Annotated in this window: 17 protein-coding genes; 3 read left to right on the top strand and 14 right to left on the bottom strand. The window is 70.3% G+C overall.

Going from position 1 to position 20,261, the window contains the following annotated elements:
• Positions 1–156 precede the first annotated feature (156 nt).
• The 14 genes from HQ306_RS08710 to HQ306_RS08645 form a co-directional block, all read right to left on the bottom strand.
• On the bottom strand, positions 157–948 hold the full coding sequence (locus HQ306_RS08710; protein ID WP_082544518.1) for a cell division protein FtsQ/DivIB: 792 nt from the start codon (positions 946–948) through the stop codon (positions 157–159).
• 14 nt (positions 949–962) lie between these two features.
• Positions 963–2,438 carry a UDP-N-acetylmuramate--L-alanine ligase gene (gene murC / locus HQ306_RS08705; RefSeq protein WP_056445582.1) on the bottom strand — a complete coding sequence of 492 codons (1,476 nt, stop codon included), beginning with the start codon at positions 2,436–2,438 and terminating at the stop codon, positions 963–965.
• Positions 2,435–3,556 (bottom strand): undecaprenyldiphospho-muramoylpentapeptide beta-N-acetylglucosaminyltransferase, encoded by a 1,122-nt coding sequence (gene murG / locus HQ306_RS08700; RefSeq protein WP_222630590.1) that lies wholly within the window; start codon positions 3,554–3,556, stop codon positions 2,435–2,437. Before murG ends, murC begins: the two co-directional genes overlap by 4 nt.
• Complete coding sequence (gene ftsW / locus HQ306_RS08695; RefSeq protein ID WP_222630588.1) at positions 3,553–5,112, bottom strand: putative lipid II flippase FtsW; 1,560 nt, start codon at positions 5,110–5,112, stop codon at positions 3,553–3,555. Before ftsW ends, murG begins: the two co-directional genes overlap by 4 nt.
• Entirely contained in the window at positions 5,109–6,599 is a 1,491-nt protein-coding gene (murD, locus tag HQ306_RS08690) for a UDP-N-acetylmuramoyl-L-alanine--D-glutamate ligase (protein ID WP_222631438.1), read from the bottom strand. The genes ftsW and murD overlap by 4 nt, the downstream gene beginning before the upstream one ends.
• Before the next feature lie 7 nt (positions 6,600–6,606).
• On the bottom strand, positions 6,607–7,686 hold the full coding sequence (gene mraY, locus HQ306_RS08685) for a phospho-N-acetylmuramoyl-pentapeptide-transferase (protein ID WP_027505847.1): 1,080 nt from the start codon (positions 7,684–7,686) through the stop codon (positions 6,607–6,609).
• Complete coding sequence (gene murF, locus HQ306_RS08680) at positions 7,683–9,134, bottom strand: UDP-N-acetylmuramoyl-tripeptide--D-alanyl-D-alanine ligase (protein WP_027505846.1); 1,452 nt, start codon at positions 9,132–9,134, stop codon at positions 7,683–7,685. The genes mraY and murF overlap by 4 nt, the downstream gene beginning before the upstream one ends.
• The gene (locus HQ306_RS08675) at positions 9,131–10,711 is read right to left on the bottom strand and encodes a UDP-N-acetylmuramoyl-L-alanyl-D-glutamate--2,6-diaminopimelate ligase (protein WP_308115584.1); all 1,581 of its coding nucleotides are present in this window, start codon (positions 10,709–10,711) and stop codon (positions 9,131–9,133) included. The genes murF and HQ306_RS08675 overlap by 4 nt, the downstream gene beginning before the upstream one ends.
• Before the next feature lie 203 nt (positions 10,712–10,914).
• Positions 10,915–12,831 carry a penicillin-binding protein 2 gene (locus HQ306_RS08670; RefSeq protein ID WP_082544520.1) on the bottom strand — a complete coding sequence of 639 codons (1,917 nt, stop codon included), beginning with the start codon at positions 12,829–12,831 and terminating at the stop codon, positions 10,915–10,917.
• A complete protein-coding gene (locus HQ306_RS08665; RefSeq protein ID WP_261769352.1) occupies positions 12,828–13,628 on the bottom strand; it encodes a hypothetical protein in 801 nt (266 codons plus the stop codon). The genes HQ306_RS08670 and HQ306_RS08665 overlap by 4 nt, the downstream gene beginning before the upstream one ends.
• Positions 13,625–14,629 carry a 16S rRNA (cytosine(1402)-N(4))-methyltransferase RsmH gene (rsmH, locus tag HQ306_RS08660; protein ID WP_222631424.1) on the bottom strand — a complete coding sequence of 335 codons (1,005 nt, stop codon included), beginning with the start codon at positions 14,627–14,629 and terminating at the stop codon, positions 13,625–13,627. Before rsmH ends, HQ306_RS08665 begins: the two co-directional genes overlap by 4 nt.
• A 201-nt stretch (positions 14,630–14,830) precedes the next feature.
• Positions 14,831–15,262 (bottom strand): division/cell wall cluster transcriptional repressor MraZ, encoded by a 432-nt coding sequence (gene mraZ, locus HQ306_RS08655; protein WP_027505841.1) that lies wholly within the window; start codon positions 15,260–15,262, stop codon positions 14,831–14,833.
• 512 nt (positions 15,263–15,774) lie between these two features.
• Positions 15,775–16,203, bottom strand: a complete 429-nt coding sequence (locus HQ306_RS08650; RefSeq protein WP_222630586.1) for a DUF3040 domain-containing protein — start codon at positions 16,201–16,203, stop codon at positions 15,775–15,777.
• 167 nt (positions 16,204–16,370) lie between these two features.
• Positions 16,371–16,811 carry an SAV_6107 family HEPN domain-containing protein gene (locus HQ306_RS08645; RefSeq protein ID WP_231476320.1) on the bottom strand — a complete coding sequence of 147 codons (441 nt, stop codon included), beginning with the start codon at positions 16,809–16,811 and terminating at the stop codon, positions 16,371–16,373.
• Positions 16,812–17,208: 397 nt separating this feature from the next.
• Here HQ306_RS08645 and HQ306_RS08640 point away from each other — a divergent pair, with 397 nt between their 5' ends.
• Genes HQ306_RS08640 through HQ306_RS08630 form a run of 3 tightly spaced genes read left to right on the top strand, consistent with a single transcriptional unit; the run spans position 17,209 to position 20,245 of the window.
• Positions 17,209–17,784 carry an N-acetyltransferase gene (locus HQ306_RS08640; RefSeq protein ID WP_261769490.1) on the top strand — a complete coding sequence of 192 codons (576 nt, stop codon included), beginning with the start codon at positions 17,209–17,211 and terminating at the stop codon, positions 17,782–17,784.
• Positions 17,781–19,397: an NAD(P)/FAD-dependent oxidoreductase gene (locus HQ306_RS08635; protein ID WP_051613370.1), complete on the top strand. Its 1,617-nt coding sequence runs from the start codon at positions 17,781–17,783 to the stop codon at positions 19,395–19,397. Before HQ306_RS08640 ends, HQ306_RS08635 begins: the two co-directional genes overlap by 4 nt.
• Positions 19,394–20,245 (top strand): carotenoid biosynthesis protein, encoded by an 852-nt coding sequence (locus HQ306_RS08630; protein WP_051613369.1) that lies wholly within the window; start codon positions 19,394–19,396, stop codon positions 20,243–20,245. The genes HQ306_RS08635 and HQ306_RS08630 overlap by 4 nt, the downstream gene beginning before the upstream one ends.
• The last annotated feature ends 16 nt before the right edge of the window (positions 20,246–20,261 follow it).

The raw sequence follows: 20,261 nt of genomic DNA, 5'->3' as shown, positions 1-20,261 counted from the left end.
GTTGGTGTGCATGATGCAGTCGAGGCAAACCCTCAACCTGAACCATAGGTTCATAGTTATGTCAAGTGATCGACTGGGTGAAACGCTAGAGACACCGCTCGGCGGGTTCCATTAGGCGCGCCGACACGCGCAGGAAAATTATGTGGGACGTCACCGTCACCGAATGGTCGGCAGATCCGGACTCGACACGTCGTAGGTCTGACCCGGCTGAGTGAGCAGTGGCAGAGCGATGGACGCCTTGTACTCCGTGTCCTCACTGCTCCCCCACACCACGACCCGGCCGTCGTACAACGTCAACGACACCGCCGAGATGGTCGGCGCGTCGATCTGTGCCACCTGCGATCGCAGCGGACCGGGCAGCGCGGTGAGCACCGACAGGGCCGCACGGGTCTCGAGGTTGCCGAAGGACGGGCTGGCCACCACCATGCGCACCACCCCGGGCGGGGGCGGTTCCACCGCGAAGTCGACGGCCTCGGCGTCCATCAGATGGGTACCGTCCGCCGCGTCGAAGAAGACGACGGGGACGCGCTCCTCGACCGTGACCCGCACCGTGGACGGGTACACGCGCTGGACCCGGACCGACGCGACCTTCGGGATGGCGGCGACCCGCGCCGCGGCAGCATCCGTGTCCACTCTCGGCAGGGGTGTCCCCTCCGCGACCTGCAGCGTCTGCACGACCTGCTCGCGCGAGACCGCGGCGTTGCCGTTCACCTGCACGGAGGAGACCGCCCACAGCGGACCGAAGTACGACACCGCCACGAAGGCGACCGAGGCGACGAGCGCGAGAAGGATCAACAGCTTGCCGCGGCGACCGACACGCGGTTCGCGCGCCGGCGCCCGCGTCGACGTGCGCGACCGCGTCGACCGCTCCGCACCGACACGACGCGGTGTGGCCGCGGGTCGGGTGCGGCCGGTACCGCGCGCGTTCACGGTCTGTCGTCCTGCCATGTCACGTCCCGAACTCAGCGCCGCGCCGGGGTGGAGCGGAGAGCGTCGAGGATCTGGCTTCCCAGCATGGTCACGTCGCCCGCGCCCATCGTCACCACGATGTCGCCGGCGACACACAGGTGCGCCACCTGACGCGGCACCGCGGACAGATCGGGCTGGTAGTGCACCGGCTTGGTCACCGACCGGGCCACCGTCGCTCCGCTGACACCGGGAACCGGCTCCTCGCGCGCGCCGTAGACGTCGAGCACGACCACCTCGTCGGCCAGATCCAGGGCGGCCGCGAACTGGTCCGCGAAGGTCACCGTGCGCGAGTACAGGTGGGGCTGGAACACGACGATCACGCGACCGGGGGTCGCGGTGTCCGCGGTGCGCACCAGGTCCGCCGCGGCACCGAGCACCGCGCGGACCTCGGTGGGATGGTGGGCGTAGTCGTCGAACACGCGCACGCCGCGCTCACGGCCCTGCAACTGGAACCGTCGGTGCACACCGGCGAACCCGGCCAGCCCCTCGATGATCTCGTCGACTCCGGCCCCGGTCTCGCGCGCGGCGACGATGGCGGCCAGCGCGTTCAGCGCCATGTGCCGGCCGGGCACACCCAGGCGCACGGTGCGGGCACGGTCCTCGCCGGCCAGCCGGAACTGCACCACGCCGCCGGTGTCCTCGGGCTCCCACCCGAGCAGCGTCGCGGACACCTCGGCGCCGTCGACCTGCGCGTCCTCGGAGCCGTACGTCAGAACCCGCACACCGTCGGTCGCCTTCGCGGCGACCCGACGCGCCAGCTCCCGCGACCCGGGGTCGTCCGTGCACACCACCAGGGCACCGCCGGCGGACAGACGAGCGGCGAAATCGTCGAACACCTGGACGTAGGCATCCTCGCTGCCGAAGTAGTCGAGGTGATCCGCCTCCACGTTGGTGACGACGATGACGTCGGGGTCGTACTGCAGCAGCGACCCGTCGCTCTCGTCCGCCTCCGCGACGAAGACCTCGCCGGTGCCGTGATGAGAGTTGGTTCCCGCTTCGTTCAGCTCGCCGCCCACGGCGAAGGACGGATCCGCACCGCAGTGCTGCAGCGCGACGACGAGCATCGACGTGGTGGAGGTCTTGCCGTGCGTCCCCGACACCAGGACGGTGCGGAAACCCTTCATCAGCGAGGCGAGCACGGCCGGACGCAGGAGGACGGGCACACCACGCTCGGCGGCCGCGACCAGCTCCGGGTTCGTCTTCGGGATGGCCGCGTGCGTCGTGACCAACGCCGTCGGGCCGCCTTCGAGCATATCGAGCGCCGACGCGTCGTGCCCGATCCGTATCTGGGCACCGCGGGCGCGCAGCGCCTTCACGCCACGACTCTCCTTGGCGTCGGAGCCCGACACCTGGCCACCGCGCGAGAGCAGGATCCGGGCTATCCCCGACATGCCCGCTCCCCCGATGCCGACCATGTGCACGCGCTGCAGTTCGGGCGGCAGGGTCGCGTCGACGGTGTGTCGCGTCATGCCCGACCACCTCGTCCGGCGACCTCGAGAACGATGCGCGCGACCTCCGCGGCGGCGCCTCGATGACCCGCGCCCGCGGCGGCCGCACTCATGGCCGACACGCGATCGGGATCGGTCAGCAGCGACACCACGTCGGTGGCCACGAACTCCGGCGTGAGGTCGGCGTCGGCGATCACGACACCACCGCCGGCCGCGACGATCGGGCCCGCGTTGAGTTCTTGTTCCCCGTTGCCATGGGGCAAGGGTACGTAGAAGGCGGGCAGACCGACGGCTGAGACCTCCGCGACGGTCATTGCGCCGGACCGGCACACGACGGCATCGGCGGCAGCGTAGGCGAGGTCCATGCGGGTCAGGTACGGCACCGCCACGTAGGGGGCGTCCGGATCGGCCGTGGCGACGTCGAGGGTGTTCTTCGGGCCGTGCGCGTGGAGCACCGACACGCCGGCGGCCGCGAGCGCGGCCGACGCGCCGGACACGGCGAGGTTGAGCGAGCGGGCGCCCTGCGACCCACCGAACACGAGCAGCACGGGACCGCGTTGCGGCAGTCCGAAGTGCGCACGCGCCTCGGCGCGCAGTCCGGCGCGGTCGAGCTCGGTGATGGTCGGCCGGACGGGGATGCCCACGATCTCGGCCTCCGACGACCCGCGGCCGTGGATCCCGGAGCCGGCGACGGCGGCGAGGACTCTCGTCGCCACGCGAGCGCCCACCTTGTTCGCGATACCGGCGCGCGCGTTCGCCTCGTGCACGATCACGGGCACCGTGCCGCGAGCGGCGAGGTAGGCCGGCAGCGCGACGTACCCGCCGAAGCCGATCACCACGTCGGCGTCGACGTCGCGCAGGACCGCACGCGTGGCGCGGACCGATCGCACGACGTTCGCCGGCAACGCGAACAGCGACCGGGTCAGCTTGCGCGGCAACGGCACCGGCGGAACGAGCGCCAACTCGTAACCGCGAGCGGGCACCAGCGTCGTCTCGAGCCCGCGTTCGGTTCCGAGTGCCGTCACCCGTATCGACGGGTCCAGCTCCCGCAGGGCGTCGGCCACCGCGAGAGCTGGTTCGATGTGTCCCGCCGTGCCGCCGCCGGCGACGACGACGGACACGCCGGAAGAGCCTGTCACCGGTGATGTCTCCGTTCTCGTGATCGTGCGTCGCGGGCAGCGGCGCTGCGTGCCATGTCCGCGGCGCCCCGTCGGGGATCCCGCGCGGACGGGCGTCCGGACGTGTGTCGCTCGGGAGCGGGGCGTGCCGCGCGGGCCTCGGACTCGCGTCGTCGCGCCTGTGGCGGCAACGCCTGGCGCGCAGCGGGTCCCGCCACCCCCTGTCGGCCCGGACCACGCGGTCCGCCTCGCGCCTGCGACGCCTTGACCGGCGAGTAGGGCTCGGGCACCGGCAGTCTGAGCAGTCTGCCGAACTTCCCGTCGTGACCCGACGCGAGTGCGGCCACCGCCTCGGGCTCGTGTCGCGAGATGTTGGCGAGCAGCCCGAGCACCAGAAGTGTGATGGCGGTGGACGTTCCGCCCGCGGACACCAGGGGCAACTGCAGTCCCGTCACGGGCAGGAGCCCGATGACGTAGCCGATGTTGATGGCGGCCTGCGCGAGGATCCAGACAGTGAACGTCGCCACCAGGATCTTCATGAACGGATCGGGCACCCGCGCCGCGATGCGCAGGCCCGTGAAGACCAGCAGTCCGAACAGTCCGATGACCGCGATGCACCCGACCAGGCCGAGTTCCTCGCCGATGATCGCGAAGATGAAGTCGTTGTGCGCGTTGGGAAGATAGCTCCACTTGGCTCGGCTCTGACCCAGGCCGAGACCGAACAACCCACCGTCGGCCAGGGAGTACAGCGCCTGCCGCGACTGGTATCCGGTGCCCTGCGGGTCGCTGCCGGGGTTCAGCCACTGCTGGATACGCGCGGAGCGGTACCCGGCCGTCAGGGCGAGCACCACCGCCGCCAGGAAGAGGCCGCCGACGACCGATCCGAACACCTTGACCGGCAGACCCGCGAACCACAGCAGAGCCATGAGGATGATGCCCAGGGCCACGGTGGTACCGAGGTCGGGCTGCATCACGATGAGGAAGAAGATCACCATCGCGGCGGGCACCAGGGGAATCAGCAGACCCTTGAGGTCGGCACGCTCCGCCCGGCGCGACGCCAGCAGGTGCGCGCCCCACACGGCGAAGGTCACCTTCGAGATCTCCGACGGCTGGAGGCCGACTCCGCCGATGGTGAACCATCCGCGGGTGCCCTGCGCGACCGTTCCGATGCCGGGGATCAGCACGAGCACCAGCAGGATCACCGACACCACGAACATCGGGAACGACATCTTGCGCAGGATCCGGATGGGGAGGCGCAGCGCCACGACGAAGAGCACCAGGCCGACCACGGTGAAGATGGCCTGCCGGGTGAACATCGTGTACGCGGAACCGTCCTCGGCGTAGGCCTCGACCGACGACGCGGACAGCACCATGACGAGTCCGAGGATGGTGAGCAGCGCCGCCACGGTGACGATGAGGTGGAAGGACGCGAGGGGCCGGTCCACCCATGTCTCGAACTTCGCGCGGACGGGTCGTCGACGCGGAGCCGTACGGCCGGGGCGGGCGGCGGTGACCGGCTCGGTCACGGGTCCGCCGGCGCGCGACGGGGGTGTCGTGGCGCCGCGGGCCGGGCTCATGCCGGCGTGCCGTGGTCGGCGGTGGGAGCGAGATCGTGCGGGCCGAGGCTCGCGGCGGCGGCGGCGAAGCTGTCACCGCGGTGCCCGTAGTCCCGGAACTGATCGAACGAGGCGGTCGAGGGTGCCAGGAGCACGGTGGTTCCCGGCTCGGCGCGGCGCGCGGCTGCCCGCACCGCCTGTGCCATCACTTCGTCACCGTCAGTCACATCAGTCGCATCGGCCACTCCAGCATCGTCTCCCGACGGCACCCGATCCACGGGCACATCCGGCGCGTGTCGCCCGAGTGCTGCCGCGATCACGTCGCCGTCCTGGCCGAACACCACGGCACCGACGAGCCGCGGGGCGACCTCGGCGACGAGATCGTCGACCTCCGCGCCCTTGAGCAGACCGCCCGCGAGCCACACGACGCGCTCGTGCGCGAGGATCGACGACCTCGCGGCGTGCGGATTGGTGGCCTTCGAGTCGTCGACGAACAGCACCCCACCGAGCTCACGCACCACGGCGGCGCGGTGCGGTCCGACGCGGAACGACCTCAGACCGGCCGCGATGTGCTCGGCCGAGACCCCGGCCGCGCGCGCGAGCGACGCCGCGGCGAGCGCGTCCTGAAGTCCCGCGGGCCCTGCGGGTTCGATGGCGTCCGTCTCCACCAGCGACTCGGCGTCACCGAACGCACGGTCCACGATCGTGCCGTCCACGACACCGACATCGCCGGCAGCAGGGTCGTGCGCAGTGAACCCGACCGTGATCGGAGCCGCGGCGCGCGCTCGCAGCGTGGACGCGATCGCGTCGTCCAGCCCCACCACGGCGACGTCGCCGTGCAGCGCCTGGAGCTTCGCCTGGACGTAGGCCTCCATGCCGCCGTGCCAGTCGAGATGGTCCTCGGCGATGTTGAGCACCACTCCGGCCGCGGGTCGCACCGACGGCGCCCAGAACAGTTGGAAGGAGGACAGTTCCACGGCGAGCACGTCCGCCCGGGGGTCGCGTCGCAGCGCGTCCACGACCGGTACGCCGATGTTGCCGCACGCCGCGGACGCCACGCCCGCCGCGTCGAGGACGGCCGCGAGCATCGACGTCGTCGTGGTCTTGCCGTTGGTCCCGGTGACCACCAACCAGGTGCGCGGCGGCCCGTAGACCTCGGCCTGATCGATACGCCAGGAGAACTCGATGTCGCCCCACACCGGCACGCCGACCGTGAGCGCGGTGGTGAGCAACGGCGAATCGGGGCGAAATCCCGGGCTGGTGACGACGAGGGCGCTCTCGGCCACCGCGTCGCGGTCGGTGGCGATCGCGTCCATCGACACCGTGTCCACGCCGAGATCGGCGCAGGCCTCGAGTGAGGACGTGTCCGAGTCGGCCACCGTCACCGAGGCTCCCACCTCGAGCAGCGCGGGAATCACGGCGCGGCCGGACACCCGACCACCGGCGACGAGAACCCGGCGACCCCGGAGGTCGAGCGGTGACGTGAGGGGTTCGCGGGGATCGTGCAACACCACGTCAGTCGCCGATCGCCGAGAGGTACTCGCTGTAGAACAGAGCCAGTCCGACTGCCGACGAGATGGCGGCCAACAACCAGAAACGGATGATCACCGTCGTCTCGGCCCATCCTCCGAGCTCGAAGTGGTGATGGAACGGGGCCATCCGGAACACTCGTCGGCGGCTCGACCGGAAGACCGCCACCTGGATCACGACGGACGCGGCCTCGGCCACGAAGAGCGCACCGATGACGACCATCAGCAGCTCGGTCCGGGTGACGATGGACAGGCCGGCGAGCAGGCCACCGAGCGCGAGCGAGCCCGTGTCGCCCATGAAGATCTTGGCGGGCGCCGCGTTCCACCACAGGAAGCCGATGCACGCACCCGCCGCAGCGGCACAGATCAGGGCCAGGTCGAGCGGATCACGGACGTCGTAGCAGCCGGGTCCCGGACTCGTGGTGCACGCCTGCCGGTACTGCCAGAACGTGATGACGGTGTACGCACCCAGCACGAGGGTCATCGATCCGGCCGCGAGTCCGTCGAGGCCGTCGGTCAGGTTGACCGCATTGGACCAGGCACTGACGAGGAGGTAGCAGAACAGGATGAAGACGATGCCGCCCATGGAGACGGTCGCGATGTCGCGCACGTAGCTCAGCTGGACACTGCCCGGCGTCAGTCCGCCGGCACCGTTGAACTGCAGTGCGAGGACACCGAAGATCACCGCGGCGAACAGCTGACCCACCAGCTTGGCCGTCTTGTTCAGTCCGAGGTTGCGCTGCTTGCGGATCTTGATGAAGTCGTCGAGGAAGCCCACCACGCCCAGCACCGTCGTCAGACCCAGCACCAGGAGCGCCGACACCGACGGCCCGTCCGCGTCGTAGCCGATGCCGATGAGGTGCGAGCCCCAGTAGCCGGCCCACAGACCGGCGAGGATCGCGACGCCGCCCATGGTGGGCGTGCCGCGCTTGGACTGATGGCTCGCAGGACCCTCGACCCGGATCTCCTGGCCGAACCCCTGCTTCGAGAACGCCTTGATCAACACGGGCGTCAGCAGGATCGCCACCGCCAGCGCGATACCGCCCGCGAACAGAATCTGTCTCACCGAGTCTCCCCCTGCTCGCTCAGCAATGCCTCCGCGACGGTCCACAGCCCCACCGACTGGGACGCCTTCACCAACACCAGGTCACCCGGCTCCACCTCGTCGCGCAGCAGCGCGATCGCGGCGTCGGCATCGGGAACCAGGTGGGCCTCCTCGCCCCAGGACCCTTCCATGACGGCACCCTGGTACAGGCCGTGCGACGGGCGACCCGTTCCCACGACGATGATCTTGCTGACGGCCAGACGCACCGCGAGGCGCCCGATCCGATCGTGCTCGATCACCGACTCGTCGCCGAGTTCGGCCATCTCACCCAGCACGGCCCAGGACCGCCGACCCCTGTCGCGGCCACTGCGCGCCATCGTGACGAGCGCCTTCAGCGCGGCGCGTACCGAATCCGGGTTGGCGTTGTAGGAGTCGTTGACGACGGTGACGCCGTCGGCGCGCGTGCGCACGTCCATGCGCCGGGCCGAGGCGGCCTCCGCGCCCGACAGCGCGGCCGCGACGGTCTCGACGTCCATGCCGCAGTCCAGGCCGACGGCCGCCGCCGCCAATGCGTTGCCCACCTGGTGCTCGCCGTGGACCAGCAGCGACACCGGAGCGCTCCCCGACGGCGTGACCATGGTGAACGACGCGCGCGCGGTCTCGTCGAGGCGGACGTCCAGCGCGTGGACGTCGGCACTGGTGTCCGACCCGTAGGTGACGACGCGAGCGGTGGTCTTCGACGCCATCGCTGCCACCAGCGGATCATCGGCGTTGAGGATCGCCAGACCACCGGCCTCCGCAGCCGGAAGCGCTTGTACCAGTTCGGACTTGGCCTCGGCGATGTTCTCGCGCGAGCCGAACTCGCCGAGGTGCGCGGTGCCGACGTTGAGTTCCACACCGATCCGCGGCGGTGCGATCGCGGCCAGCGCGGCGATGTGGCCGCGTCCCCGCGCCGACAGCTCGAGGACGAGGAACCGTGTCGAGGCGTCCGCGCGCAGCACGGTCCAGGGATGCCCGAGCTCGTTGTTGAAGGAGCCGGGCGGTGCGACCACGGTGCCCGCACGCTCGAGCACCGCGCGGATCAGATCCTTGGTCGATGTCTTCCCCGAGCTTCCGGTGACACCGACGACGGTGAGATCGCCGGCGGCCAGTTCGGCGACGGACGCCGCGGCCAGCTTCCCGAGTGCGTCCAGAACAGCCGCGCCGGGTCCGTCCTCGTGCTCGACGACGATGGCGGGAACGCCCACCGGCCGCGCTGCGAGCACCGCGACGGCACCGGCGGCGACGGCACCGGCGGCATGATCGTGGCCGTCCACGCGCTCACCGGGCAGAGCGAGGAACAGTCCGCCCTCGGTGATCTTCCGGGAGTCGAACTCGACGCCGGCGGTGATCTCCACGGAGGGATCGGGGACGTCGTGCAGTGTGCCCTCCACGATGTCCGCGACGGCGGACAGGGACAGTCGGATCACATCGAGCCTTTCTGTCGGTCGAGGGCGTCGGCGAGCACACGGCGGTCGTCGAAGGGGTACTTGATACCGCCGACGTCCTGCCCCACCTCGTGGCCCTTGCCGGCGATCAGGACGACGTCGCCGTCCTTCGCCCACTGCACCACGGCGTGGATCGCCTCGTCGCGCGGAGAGATCTCGCGCACCTCGGCGCTACCGCCGACGGCGTCGGCGCCTCGCCGAACGGCCGCGCGGATGGCGGCCGGGTCCTCGGATCTGGGGTTGTCGTCGGTGATGACGACCAGGTCTGCGGCGCGCGCCGCGGCCTCGCCCATCAGCGGCCGCTTCTCGGCGTCGCGGTCTCCCCCGGCGCCGACGACGACGGCGATGCGGCCGTCGGTCTGAGCGCGCAGAGTGGCCAGCACCGCCTCGAGTGCGGCGGGTTTGTGGGCGTAGTCGACGACGGCCAGGAAGTTCTGACCACGCTCGACGCGCTGCATGCGGCCGGGCACGTCGACCTCGGCCATCGCGGCGAGGGCGACCGCCGGATCCACCCCGACCTCCGCGCACACGGCGGCGGCGACCACGGCGTTGGCGACGTTGTAGCGCCCCGGCATCCGGAGTGACGCCGACACGACGGTGTCCCGCGCGGCGACCTCGAACTGCTGGGTGCCGTCCGGCCCGGACGACCAGGACGTCACCGCCCAGGAGGCCGACCCCTCGGTCGTGGTCGCCACGGTGAGCGGGGCGGCTCGGCCACCGGCCGCCGCGATCTCCGCCATGCGCCGGCCCCACCGGTCGTCGACGCAGACGACGGCGCGATCCGCGCGGACCGGCGAGTCCTCGGCGAACAACCGGGCCTTGGCCGCGAAGTAGTCCTCGAAGGTGAGATGGAAGTCGAGGTGGTCCTGCGAGAGGTTCGTGAACGCGCCCACCGCGAAGGTGGTGCCGTCGACCCGGCCGAGGGACAGCGCGTGGGAGGACACCTCCATGACGACCGTGTCCACCCCCTGCTCGTACATCGCCGCGAACATCGCGTGCAGATTCGGAGCCTCGGGCGTGGTCAGCGCGGACGGCACCGGTTCGGTGCCGATACGGGTCTCGATGGTGCCGATGAGCCCGGGGGTGCGTCCGGCAGCGCGCAGCGCCGCCTCCACCAGATAGGACGTGGTGGTCTTCCCCGAGGTGCCGGTGATGCCGATGACCGTCATCTTGTCGGACGGCCGATCGTGCACCGCCGCGGACAGCGTGCCGAGGATCGAGCGGGGCTGCGGATGCACCAGGACGGCAGTGCCGTCGGGCACGCCGGAACCGATCATGAGGGCCACACCCTCGTCGTCGGTGACCACGGCGACCGCTCCGCGTTCGAGCGCCTCGCCCGCGAAGGCGGCGCCGTGCGACCGAGCGCCCGGCAGGGCCGCGAAGAGATCGCCCGCCAGGATGCTCTGCGCGCGCAGTTCGATGCCCGTGACGCCGACGTCGTCCGTCGCGTCGACCAGCGCACTGTCGACGAGCACTCCGTGGCGCAGACCGATCTCTCCGGCCAGCTCGGTCGCCGACGTGACCGTGGGCCGCTGCGGGCGGAGAGTCGAGCTGGGCACTTCGAGACGCTCCTCTGCTGTGGTGACGGGCGGACGGTGGGTGTTCGGGCCGGTGCGGTGACTGCCTCGGCGCCGAACATGCGAGTGCCGCCGACCGGTGGTCGGCGGCCGACGCATCAGATTACCGGCGAGTCGGCACGCCACGAGACGTGCCATGGCGAAGTCCGCCCCGGTGCAGGTGAACGCCCTGCACCGTCGACGGATCAGTCCGCCTGCAGGAGGAGCCGACGACCTTCCTGCGAGAGCGGCACCGCGTCACGCTGCAGCATCCAGGACGCGATCGAGTGGAACAGCGGAGCGGCGGACTGCCCGCCCGATCCGTCGGAGCTGCGGGTCGGGGCGTCGAGCATGATGCCGATCACGTAGCGCGGATCGTCCGCCGGCGCGATGCCGGCGAAGGTGATCCAGTAGTTCGAGTTGGAGTAGCACTTGCACTCCGGATCGACCTGCTGCGCGGTGCCGGTCTTGCCACTGACCTGGTATCCCTCGATACCGGCGGCGACACCGGTGCCGCGCTGGTTGCCGGTGTCGTTCTGCGTGACGGCCCGGAACATGTCGCGCACGGTGCGCGCGGTGTCGGCACTGACCACCGGCACGCCCTCGGGCTGCGGCTCCGCGGTGCGCTGACCGTCCTTGCCGACGGTCGCCGACACGATGCGCGGCGGGATGCGCACGCCGTCGTTGGCGATCGCCTGGTACATACCGGTCATCTGCAGCAGGGTCATGGACAGGCCCTGCCCGATCGGGAGGTTCGCGAACGTGCCGCCGGACCACTGGTCGCGGGCCGGGACACTGCCGGCACTCTCGCCGGGCAGGCCCACGTCGGTGCGCTGTCCCAGCCCGAACTTGTCCAGCATGTCCGCGTAGCGATCCTCGCCGACCCGCTGCGCGAGCATCAGCGTGCCCACGTTGGAGGACTTACCGAACACACCGGTGGTCGTGTACGGCGCGACGCCGTGATCCCAGGCGTCCTTGACCGTCGCACCGGACATCGTGATGCTGCCGGGAACCTGCAGCACCTCGTCGGGGTTCGTCAGACCGTCCTCGACGGCGGCCGCCGCCGTGACGATCTTGTTCACCGATCCCGGCTCGAACGGGCTGGACACCGCGAGGTTGCCCATCTGCGCCGTCGGCGAGTTGTTGCCCACGCCGATGGCCGGGTCGAAGGTGCCGTCGTTCGACATGGCCAGCACCTGGCCGGTGTGCGAGTCCAGGACGACGGCCGACGCGTTCTTGGCGCCCGACAGATCCTTGGCCTGCTGGACCTGCTGCTGAACGTAGTACTGGATGTCGCTGTCGAGCGTCAGCTCCACGTTCGAGCCGTCGATGGCGGGTTGCTGGTCGCGCCAACTACCGGGAATCACCGCGCCGTCGCTGCCGCGGTCGTAGGTGCGGGAGCCGTCGGTACCGGCCAACACCGGGTCGAGGGAGTCCTCGAGGCCGAGCAGGCCGTGGCCGTCCCAGCCGGTCGCCCCGACGATGTTGGCGGCGAGCGCCCCACCCGGGTACTCGCGGATGTCCTGCCGCTCGAGGCCGACCTCGGGGTACTGCTCGGCGATGGTCGCCGCGACGGCGGGATCGATGCTGCGCACGAGGTACTCGAACGACGAGGATCCGGTCATCTTGTCGAGAAGGTCCTTCTCCGACACCAGGTCGCCCAGGATGCCGTGGACACCGGCAGCGACCTCGCGGATGCGATCGTCCGGATCCGGCTTCGTGTCGTCCTTCGCCTTCGCCTCCTCGAGCTCCACACGCACTCGCTGCGGCTGGAAGGTCAGCGCCTTCGCCTCCATCGTGAACGCGATGGGATTGCCGTCCCGGTCCGTGATGGACCCTCGTGTCGCCGGATCGACGATGGTGGTGGTGCGCTGACTGGCCGACTGCGCCGACAGCGACGGGGCGTCGATGCCCTGGATCCACAGCAACTGCAGCGTCGCGACGCCCAGGATCGCGAACATCGCGAAACGGCCGTAGCGGAACCGGAAGTCGAACGTCTCGGACTTGCGTGGACCCTGTCGACGCGGCGGACGAGGACCGCGAGGACCGGAGCCGGTGGCCGGCCGAGCGCGTGGGTCGCCGTGGTCGCGGCCAGTGCTCCGGTACGGCTGTCGAGTGGTCACCGAGCGCCTCCTGCGATGGGTACCTGCTGCTCGCCCACCGCGGCGGCGGGAGCCGGAAGAGGCTGCGGCGCAGCATTCTCCGGCACTGGCGTGGTCGTCGGTGCCGCGGGTGCGGACGTCGTGGGGGCCGGCGTGGTGGATGCTGCCGGTGCCGACGTGGTCGGGGTCGCGGACGCACTCGGCGAGGTACCCGGGCGCCCGACGGGTGTGAGCGCCTCCCCGCCGGACGCGGGTGCCCCGGGGCGCGCACTCGGAGTCGCCGCACCGCCCGACGGGGTGGCGGCCGCGAAGTCGGGAGCCGGTGGACCGGCGGCCGGTGCCGGCGTACCGATCACCTGGACGACGCCGTCCGGCAGGACCACCAGTCGCGGAACGTCCTTCGTCGGGATCATTCCCTGTGCGGTCGCGCGACGGGCCAGCTCGGGAGCCGAGTTCGCGGTCTCCACGTCACGTTGCAGCGCGGCGGCCCGTTCCGTCAGCTCCTGGTTGGTGGCACGCCCCGCACTGAGCAGGTACGAGTCCTCCGCAGCGCGTGTGCTCAACAGCAGTGTCGAGGCGAGTCCGATGGCGAGGAGCCCGATGATGCTGGCCACGAACGGGATCCGAGCCGCGACGGGTCGGGTGGGTCGTTGCGCGCGCGGGTCGGACTCGTGGGACATCGCACGCTGGCGACGCTTGTCGTACGCGCGCTTGGCCGCGCCCGTGCGAGCGGGAGGCCGCGGTGCGCGCACCGTCTCGAGCGAGGACCCGGCGCGGCGGTTGCCGTCCGATCCGGTCACGTCCACCGGAACACTCATGACGACCTCCTGGAAATGCGTTCTGCGCCGCGCAGTCTGACCGGAGCCGCGCGGGGGTTGTCGTCGATCTCGTCCTGCGAGGCCTTCTCGGCGCCGCGAGTGAGCAGCCGGAACTCGGGTCCGCTTCCCGGCAGCTCCATCGGGAGCCCCTCCGGAGTGGTGGACCGGGTGCGCGGTGTCAGCTCCTGCTTGACCACGCGGTCCTCGAGCGACTGGTACGACATGAAGACGATGCGTCCCCCGACGACCAGCGAGTCGAGAGCCGGTGCGATGGCGTCTCGCAACGAGTCGAGTTCCTCGTTCACCGCGACCCGCAGTGCTTGGAAGGTCCGCTTCGCCGGATGTCCGCCGGTGCGACGCGTCGCGGCCGGGATGCTCGCGTAGAGCAGTTCGACGAGAGGCCCGCTGGTGACGAACGGTTCCGTCTCCCGGCGGCGCAGGATCGCCGAGGCGATGCGGCCGGCGAAGCGTTCCTCGCCGTACGTGCTGAGGATGCGGGCGATCTCACCGTGCGACGCGGTGTTGAGGATGTCCGCGGCGGTCCGACCCGTCGTGGGATCCATCCGCATGTCGAGCGGTGCGTCCACGGAGTAGGCGAAGCCACGATCGGTGGAGTCGAGCTGCATCGACGAGACGCCGAGATCGAAGAGGATCCCGTCGACGCTGTCCGTCGCGCCGAGGCCGACCGACGCCAGCGCGTCCTCGATACCGTCGTACGTGGTCGCGACCAGCGAGACGCGGTCACCGAAGGGAGCCAGCCGTTCTCCGGCCATGGCCAACGCGTCCGGGTCGCGGTCGAGACCGACGAGACGCAACCGCGGATACGCGGTGAGGAAGTGTTCGGCATGACCGCCGAGGCCGAGAGTGGCGTCGATGTAGACGGGATCGCGGTCGTTCGCAGCAGCGGCGACGAACGCCGGTCCGAGAAGTTCGTCGGCCCGAGGAAGGCGGACCGGAACGTGCGAGAAAGGCGAGGCGGATGCCTGCTCGTCCTCCGCCATGGTGGTGATCTCCCGCCTGATTCGCATTCGAGCTGTGTGTCGTGCCAGGTGGAGCGGTGAGTGCGTCGAGGTCTCTGTCCGACAGTGGAACCTGGCGTTGGGGAAGTACGTCAGGGTCCGACCGGTACTTGGCGTTGGGGAAGTACGTCAAGGCCCGGTTCGGGCAGAGGCCACGCGGCACTCGCCGCCGGCCGGGTGTGGCTACAACATGTCCATGAGCGATTCGTCCACTGCCTGCGAGAAATCTTCTTCGTGCTCCTGCGAGTACCGCTCCCACGACGCGGCGTCCCACAGCTCGAGATGATCCATCGAGCCGATGACGACGCAGTCCTTCGACAGCGCCGCGTACTCGCGGTGCGAGGACCCGATGGTGATGCGACCCTGCGAATCCGGCCGCTGCTCGTCCGTACCGGCCGCGAGGTTGCGGATGTACGCGCGCGCCTGCGGGTTCGACCGCGAGGCCTTCGACAGCTTCGCCACCCGCTCCGCGAACACGTCACGGGGGTAGATGGCCAGGCTGTGGTCCTGCCCTTTGCTCACCATCACTCCTCCCGCCAGGTCTTCGCGAAACTTCGCCGGCAACGTCAGTCGAAACTTGTCATCGAGCTTGGGCGTGTAGGTACCGAGAAACACTCGGCACCTCCTCGACCCTGTGTCGTGCAGTTCGCGGGACTCCATCGATCCCCGCTGTCCGCCACATTACCCCACTTTCCCCCACATTCAATCGACACGGCGGAACATTTCAGTGACTCGTCACTAAAGGGCCAGGTCGCACGCACAAAGAGCAGCGAAGTCGGTCCGGCGGCGGGAGGACCCACGTGCGCGTGGTGGAGGTGTCCCCCACCGTTCCGCGACCCCCGTGAACCGGATAATTGCAGGTCGAACGGCACGTTCGCGCGTCACGGGCCCGGGTGACCGCGCGCGGCAGAGTCGCCAGGGGTGCCGGGTGGGGCGTGGTGGGGATCCAGGGGCCGAGACCACCCTCGGTGGGGCGCGGTGGGGGGATCGACACCCACGGGGCCCTGAACGGCATCAGCGCGGCACCCGTGGTGGGTGCCGCGCTGATGTGTCACAGCATCGGTGTGAGAGGCGTGATGCCCCTCACGCGAGAATCGGAGCGATCGATGTGACCGCTCCGGTCTCTCTCATTCCTGGTCGAACCGTCGCTTGAAACGATCCTCCATCCGCGAGGAGAATCCCTTGCGAGGACCTCGGCGCGGTGCGGAACCGGAACGGCGCGGGCCGCTTCCCGGTGCCGGCGGGTTGTCGCCCTCGGACTGCTCGGACTGGGGCGCGGAGGGCTTGCGCAGCAAGAGCAGAACGCCGGAGCCGAACATGAACACGAAGCCGACGAGACTGATGATCGGGAATCCACCGGGCTTGAACGGGAGGGCCACGCCTGCAATGAGCAGAATGAGGCCGATCACGAACAGAGCGACGGCCTGAAAACGACGCCGCGTGGATGCGGCTCGAATCCGTCCGCCGCGCACGGTCGACGCGAACTTGGGGTCCTCGGCATAGAGAGCGCTCTCGATCTGGTCGAGCATGCGCTGCTCGTGCTCGGAGAGTGGCACGGTACCTCCCCCGGCACTGGATGGTGGCTCTCACTTCTTGGCCAGAAGTGAGAGGTAGCCGATCGGTCCGGCTACCTGTTGTCGATGATACGAGCAGAATCGGCGGCGAGCCACCTACCTGCACCACCAGTATGCGAGAAAAAGTCGCTCCGTGGTGGCGACCAGGTCTACGCGGGCACCGCGACCGCGTCGGACCGCGAGGTCACACGGTCCTCGACGCGGTGCAGAAAGCGTCCCACCTGCGAGAAGAACTCGTCCGCCTCGGCCGCGTCGAGCCGATCGGCCGAGCCCGCCTCGATGGACGCACGCAGCGTGGAATACGCGGCGAAGTACGACGCCCACTCCGTGAACTCCGGCGCAGCCGTCCGCATGCGCACCCAGGCGCTGCGGGACGCCCCACGCTTGGGCACCGGATCGACCGCGTCGAGCAGGGCGCCGGCACCGCGCAACGCGGCGACGTAGGACTCGAGGAACATGTCGGCCGCCGACGGTGCACCGGCCGCGTCACCGAGAATGGCGTCCGCGCGACGCAGCAACATGCGGGCGCGGGCGTGCGTGCGCGACGGCGCCGCGGAGGCGTCGAACGAGACCACCGTGCCGTTCGTCATCGTCTCACCACCCTCCGTGCGGTCTGCAGAGCTGCGGCGTGCCGCAGTGTGACCACCCGTGCTCCGAGCCATTGCGCTACCTCCCTCTCCGACACGTGAACCGATCGGCGTCCCACGTCCTTCTCAACACCGTCGGCCTGTCGGTTACTCCCCTGAGCGGGCCGATCGAGCGCGATGTAAGCATGGAGGTCGGACATGTTCTCCGGACCGTCTCGCGCGATCGACCCGAGGTCGGGCCGATCGACCCGAGGTCGATTCGTTCGAACGCGTGTTCGATGACTTCACTGTAGCGCGGACGTCCGACACGATGCGAGGGATCGAGGTGAGTACCGTTCACGACGCCCGAGGCGGCCCCTCCGACGAGGGCATTCGTCTGATCGAACTCACCCCGCAGGACATGCGCCGACGGTTGACCGAAGCCCTGTCCGTCTACGTCGCCGCGATGGGCTACCCGCGCGGAACCGAGTTGCATCGGGCGCCGATGTGGGCGGAGCACATCCTGCGGCCGGGGTGGGGCGCGGTGGGAGGAGTCTCACACAACGACCACCTGGTGGCGATCGCCTACTGCTATCGCGGAGCGCCACATCAGTGGTGGCATCAGCAGGTCCGCGACGGGATGCGACGAGCGGGGTGGTCCGCCGAGAACGCCGAGCGGGTCCTCTCGGACTACGTCGAGTTGACCGAGCTGCACGTCTCCCCCGAGGCTCAGGGGCACCGTCTCGGCGAACGGCTCCTGCTCGCCCTCATGGCGGGCCGCCGGGAGAGTTCCGTGCTGCTCTCCACCCCCGAGGTCACCGGCGAGGACAATCGAGCATGGCGTCTCTACCGGCGGACGGGGTTCCAGGACGTCGTGCGCCGATTCCACTTCGCCGGGGACGCCCGACCCTTCGCGGTGCTCGGCCGCGAATTACCCCTGACACCCGGGACCGGACTCGGTCTCGACACCACCACAGAAGAGGGGCCGACCACGTGATCGATGCCGCCGTCGTCGGATCGGGTCACAACGCACTCGTCTCCGCCGCCTACCTGACCGATGCCGGATGGTCCGTCCGCGTCCTCGAACGAGACACCGTCGTCGGAGGCGCGGCCTCCACGGTCGAGCGCTTCCCCGGCCACAAGGTGGATCGGGGCTCGTCCGCGCACATCATGATCCGGCAGACCGGCATCATCGAGGAGTTGCGTCTCGCCGATCACGGCCTGCGCTATCTCGACTGCGACCCGTGGGCGTTCGCGCCGCCTCCGCCCGGCACCGACGAGCCGGGCATCGTGTTCTCCGTGGACCTGGACGCCACCTGTGCCTCGATCGAGGCGGCGTGCGGACGCAAGGACGCGGACGCGTACCGCGCGTTCGTCGCACTGTGGGGGCCCCGCAGCGCACGTGTCATGACGTCGTTCGGGAGTCCGCCCACCGGGAGGGCTCTGCTGTCCTCCTTCTGGGGCATGGACGCGAGCGACGGTGCGGCGGCCCTGTCCCGCGAGTTCCTCGCGTCGGGCGACTCGCTTCTGAACCGGTGGTTCGACAGCGAGCGCCTGAAAGCGGCTCTCGCGTGGTTCGGCGCCCAGTCCGGTCCGCCGATGTCCGAGCCCGGCACGGCCCCGATGGTGGCCTTCAACGCTCTGATGCACACGACCCCGCCCGGCCGCGCCGTCGGCGGCAGTGGCGCGCTGAGCGTCGCGCTGCAGACGAAGATCGAGGCCGACGGAGGCACCGTCACCCTCGGTGACGCCGTCGTGTCGGTCACGCGTGTCGGAGACGGATGGTCGGTCCGCACCGCGAGTGGCGAGGAGGTGCGCGCACGCACGGTCATCGCCGGGTGCCACATCCTGACCACGCTCGACCTCCTCGACGCCGGCGGTTTCGACACGGCGACGACGGAGTCGTGGCGACGGCAGATCGACGTGGGGCCGGGCATCGGCATGGTGGTCCGCGCATCGACGTCGTCGTTGCCGCAGTATCCCGGCGCTCCCGGCGTCGAGTCGTCCAGCCGCGGACTGCAACTGCTGGTACACGACCGGGCCCAGCTCCGTCGGGCGCACGGAGCGGCATCGGCAGGCGATCTCCCGCCGGCGCCGGTGGTGCTGGCCATGAGCTTCAGCGCGGTCGACCCATCGATCGCGAAGCCCGGCGAACACCAGGTCTCGCTGTGGTCGCAGTGGCACCCGTACCGACTGGCCGACGGTCGGAGCTGGCGAGGCGGCAGCCCCGAGGTGGCGGAACTGGAGGGTGATCGGATCGTCGCCGAGGTGGACAAGTACGCCCCCGGCTTCGCCGACAGCATCCTGCAACGGCACACCCAGTCCCCGTGGGACCTCGAACAGGAACTCGGGCTCGTCGGGGGCAACGTGATGCACGTCGAGATGTCACTGCACCAGATGATGATGTGGCGCCCCATGCCGGCGCTCGCGGACATGACCGTGCCCGGAGCCCCGTCGTTCTTCCTGACCGGCGCCTCGATGCACCCCGGCGGCGGTGTCTCCGGATCCAGCGGCCGCAGTGCCGCCCGGCTCGCGATCGCCGAACGCGCGGGCAGTCCTCTGAAGCGCGTGGCGTCGCGTCTGGGCGCCGCTCTCCCGGGCCGCCGATGAGGTCGGGAGACACTCTCCGCGCGTCGGGGCGAGCCACACCCGTCGCGGTGGGCTTCGCCGTCGCGGCCGTCCTCGCGCAGATCAGTTACCCGCTCGTCTCGGGCGGCGTCAAGGACGCCGTGACGTTCTGTGTCGTCGCTCTGCTCGCCGCCGCCTGCGTCACGCACGCGGCGAGCGCACGCGGGGCCGGGTGGGCCACGCTCATGGTGCTGCTCACCGCCGGGATCGGTCTGACGGCCGAGATCATCGGCACGCGAACCGGCATGCCCTTCGGGTGCTACGAGTACGCGCAGGACCGCATCGGACCCTCCCTGGCCCACGTGCCGGTGGTGGTTCCGTTCGCCTGGACGGCCGGCCTGTACCCGGTGTGGTGCGCCGCCACCGTCGTCGCGCAGCGGATGCGCCGACCGGTGCTCACCCGCGTGGGACTCACGACCGTCGGCGTCGTGGGGTGGGATCTGTATCTCGACCCTCAGATGGTGGCCGACGGTCAGTGGACCTGGTGCAGTCCCTTCGCTCCCCTGCCCGGGCTCGACGGCATCCCGTGGACCAACTATGTGGGATGGCTGCTCGTCGCGGCGCTCATGGCCGTCGCCATGGAGGTCCTGGGGCGGTCACCGATGCGCACGCCCACGGTGAGCCCGCTGGTGCCGTGGGGGCTGTTCGTGTGGACGTGGCTCGGCTCCGCTCTCGCCCATGCGGTCTTCCTGCCGGACCTCGGTTGGTCCGCTCTGTACGGCCTCGTCGCCATGGGCGTCGTCGGTGTCCCCTTCCTCCTCGCCCTGTCCCGACCCCGGTCGGACATCGCTCGCGACGCGCCACGCCGCGCCGACCGACCCGTTCACTGACGGTGTCGCGGCGGCC

This window comes from Rhodococcus sp. BP-160, assembly GCF_019836205.1.
GTDB lineage: Bacteria > Actinomycetota > Actinomycetes > Mycobacteriales > Mycobacteriaceae > Rhodococcoides.
The sequence above is the reverse complement of the archived record's forward strand: the minus strand, read 5'-3'. Positions and strand labels throughout refer to the sequence as shown.

What these genes read in the sequence shown, in the direction of transcription:
- HQ306_RS08710 (WP_082544518.1), bottom strand. Translation starts at nt 948, where the DNA reads ATGGCAGGACGACAGACCGTGAACGCGCGCGGTACCGGCCGCACCCGA.
- murC (WP_056445582.1), bottom strand. Translation starts at nt 2,438, where the DNA reads ATGACGCGACACACCGTCGACGCGACCCTGCCGCCCGAACTGCAGCGC.
- ftsW (WP_222630588.1), bottom strand. Translation starts at nt 5,112, where the DNA reads ATGAGCCCGGCCCGCGGCGCCACGACACCCCCGTCGCGCGCCGGCGGA.
- HQ306_RS08665 (WP_261769352.1), bottom strand. Translation starts at nt 13,628, where the DNA reads ATGAGTGTTCCGGTGGACGTGACCGGATCGGACGGCAACCGCCGCGCC.
- rsmH (WP_222631424.1), bottom strand. Translation starts at nt 14,629, where the DNA reads ATGGCGGAGGACGAGCAGGCATCCGCCTCGCCTTTCTCGCACGTTCCG.
- HQ306_RS08645 (WP_231476320.1), bottom strand. Translation starts at nt 16,811, where the DNA reads ATGACGAACGGCACGGTGGTCTCGTTCGACGCCTCCGCGGCGCCGTCG.
- HQ306_RS08640 (WP_261769490.1), top strand. Translation starts at nt 17,209, where the DNA reads ATGCGCCGACGGTTGACCGAAGCCCTGTCCGTCTACGTCGCCGCGATG.
- HQ306_RS08630 (WP_051613369.1), top strand. Translation starts at nt 19,394, where the DNA reads ATGAGGTCGGGAGACACTCTCCGCGCGTCGGGGCGAGCCACACCCGTC.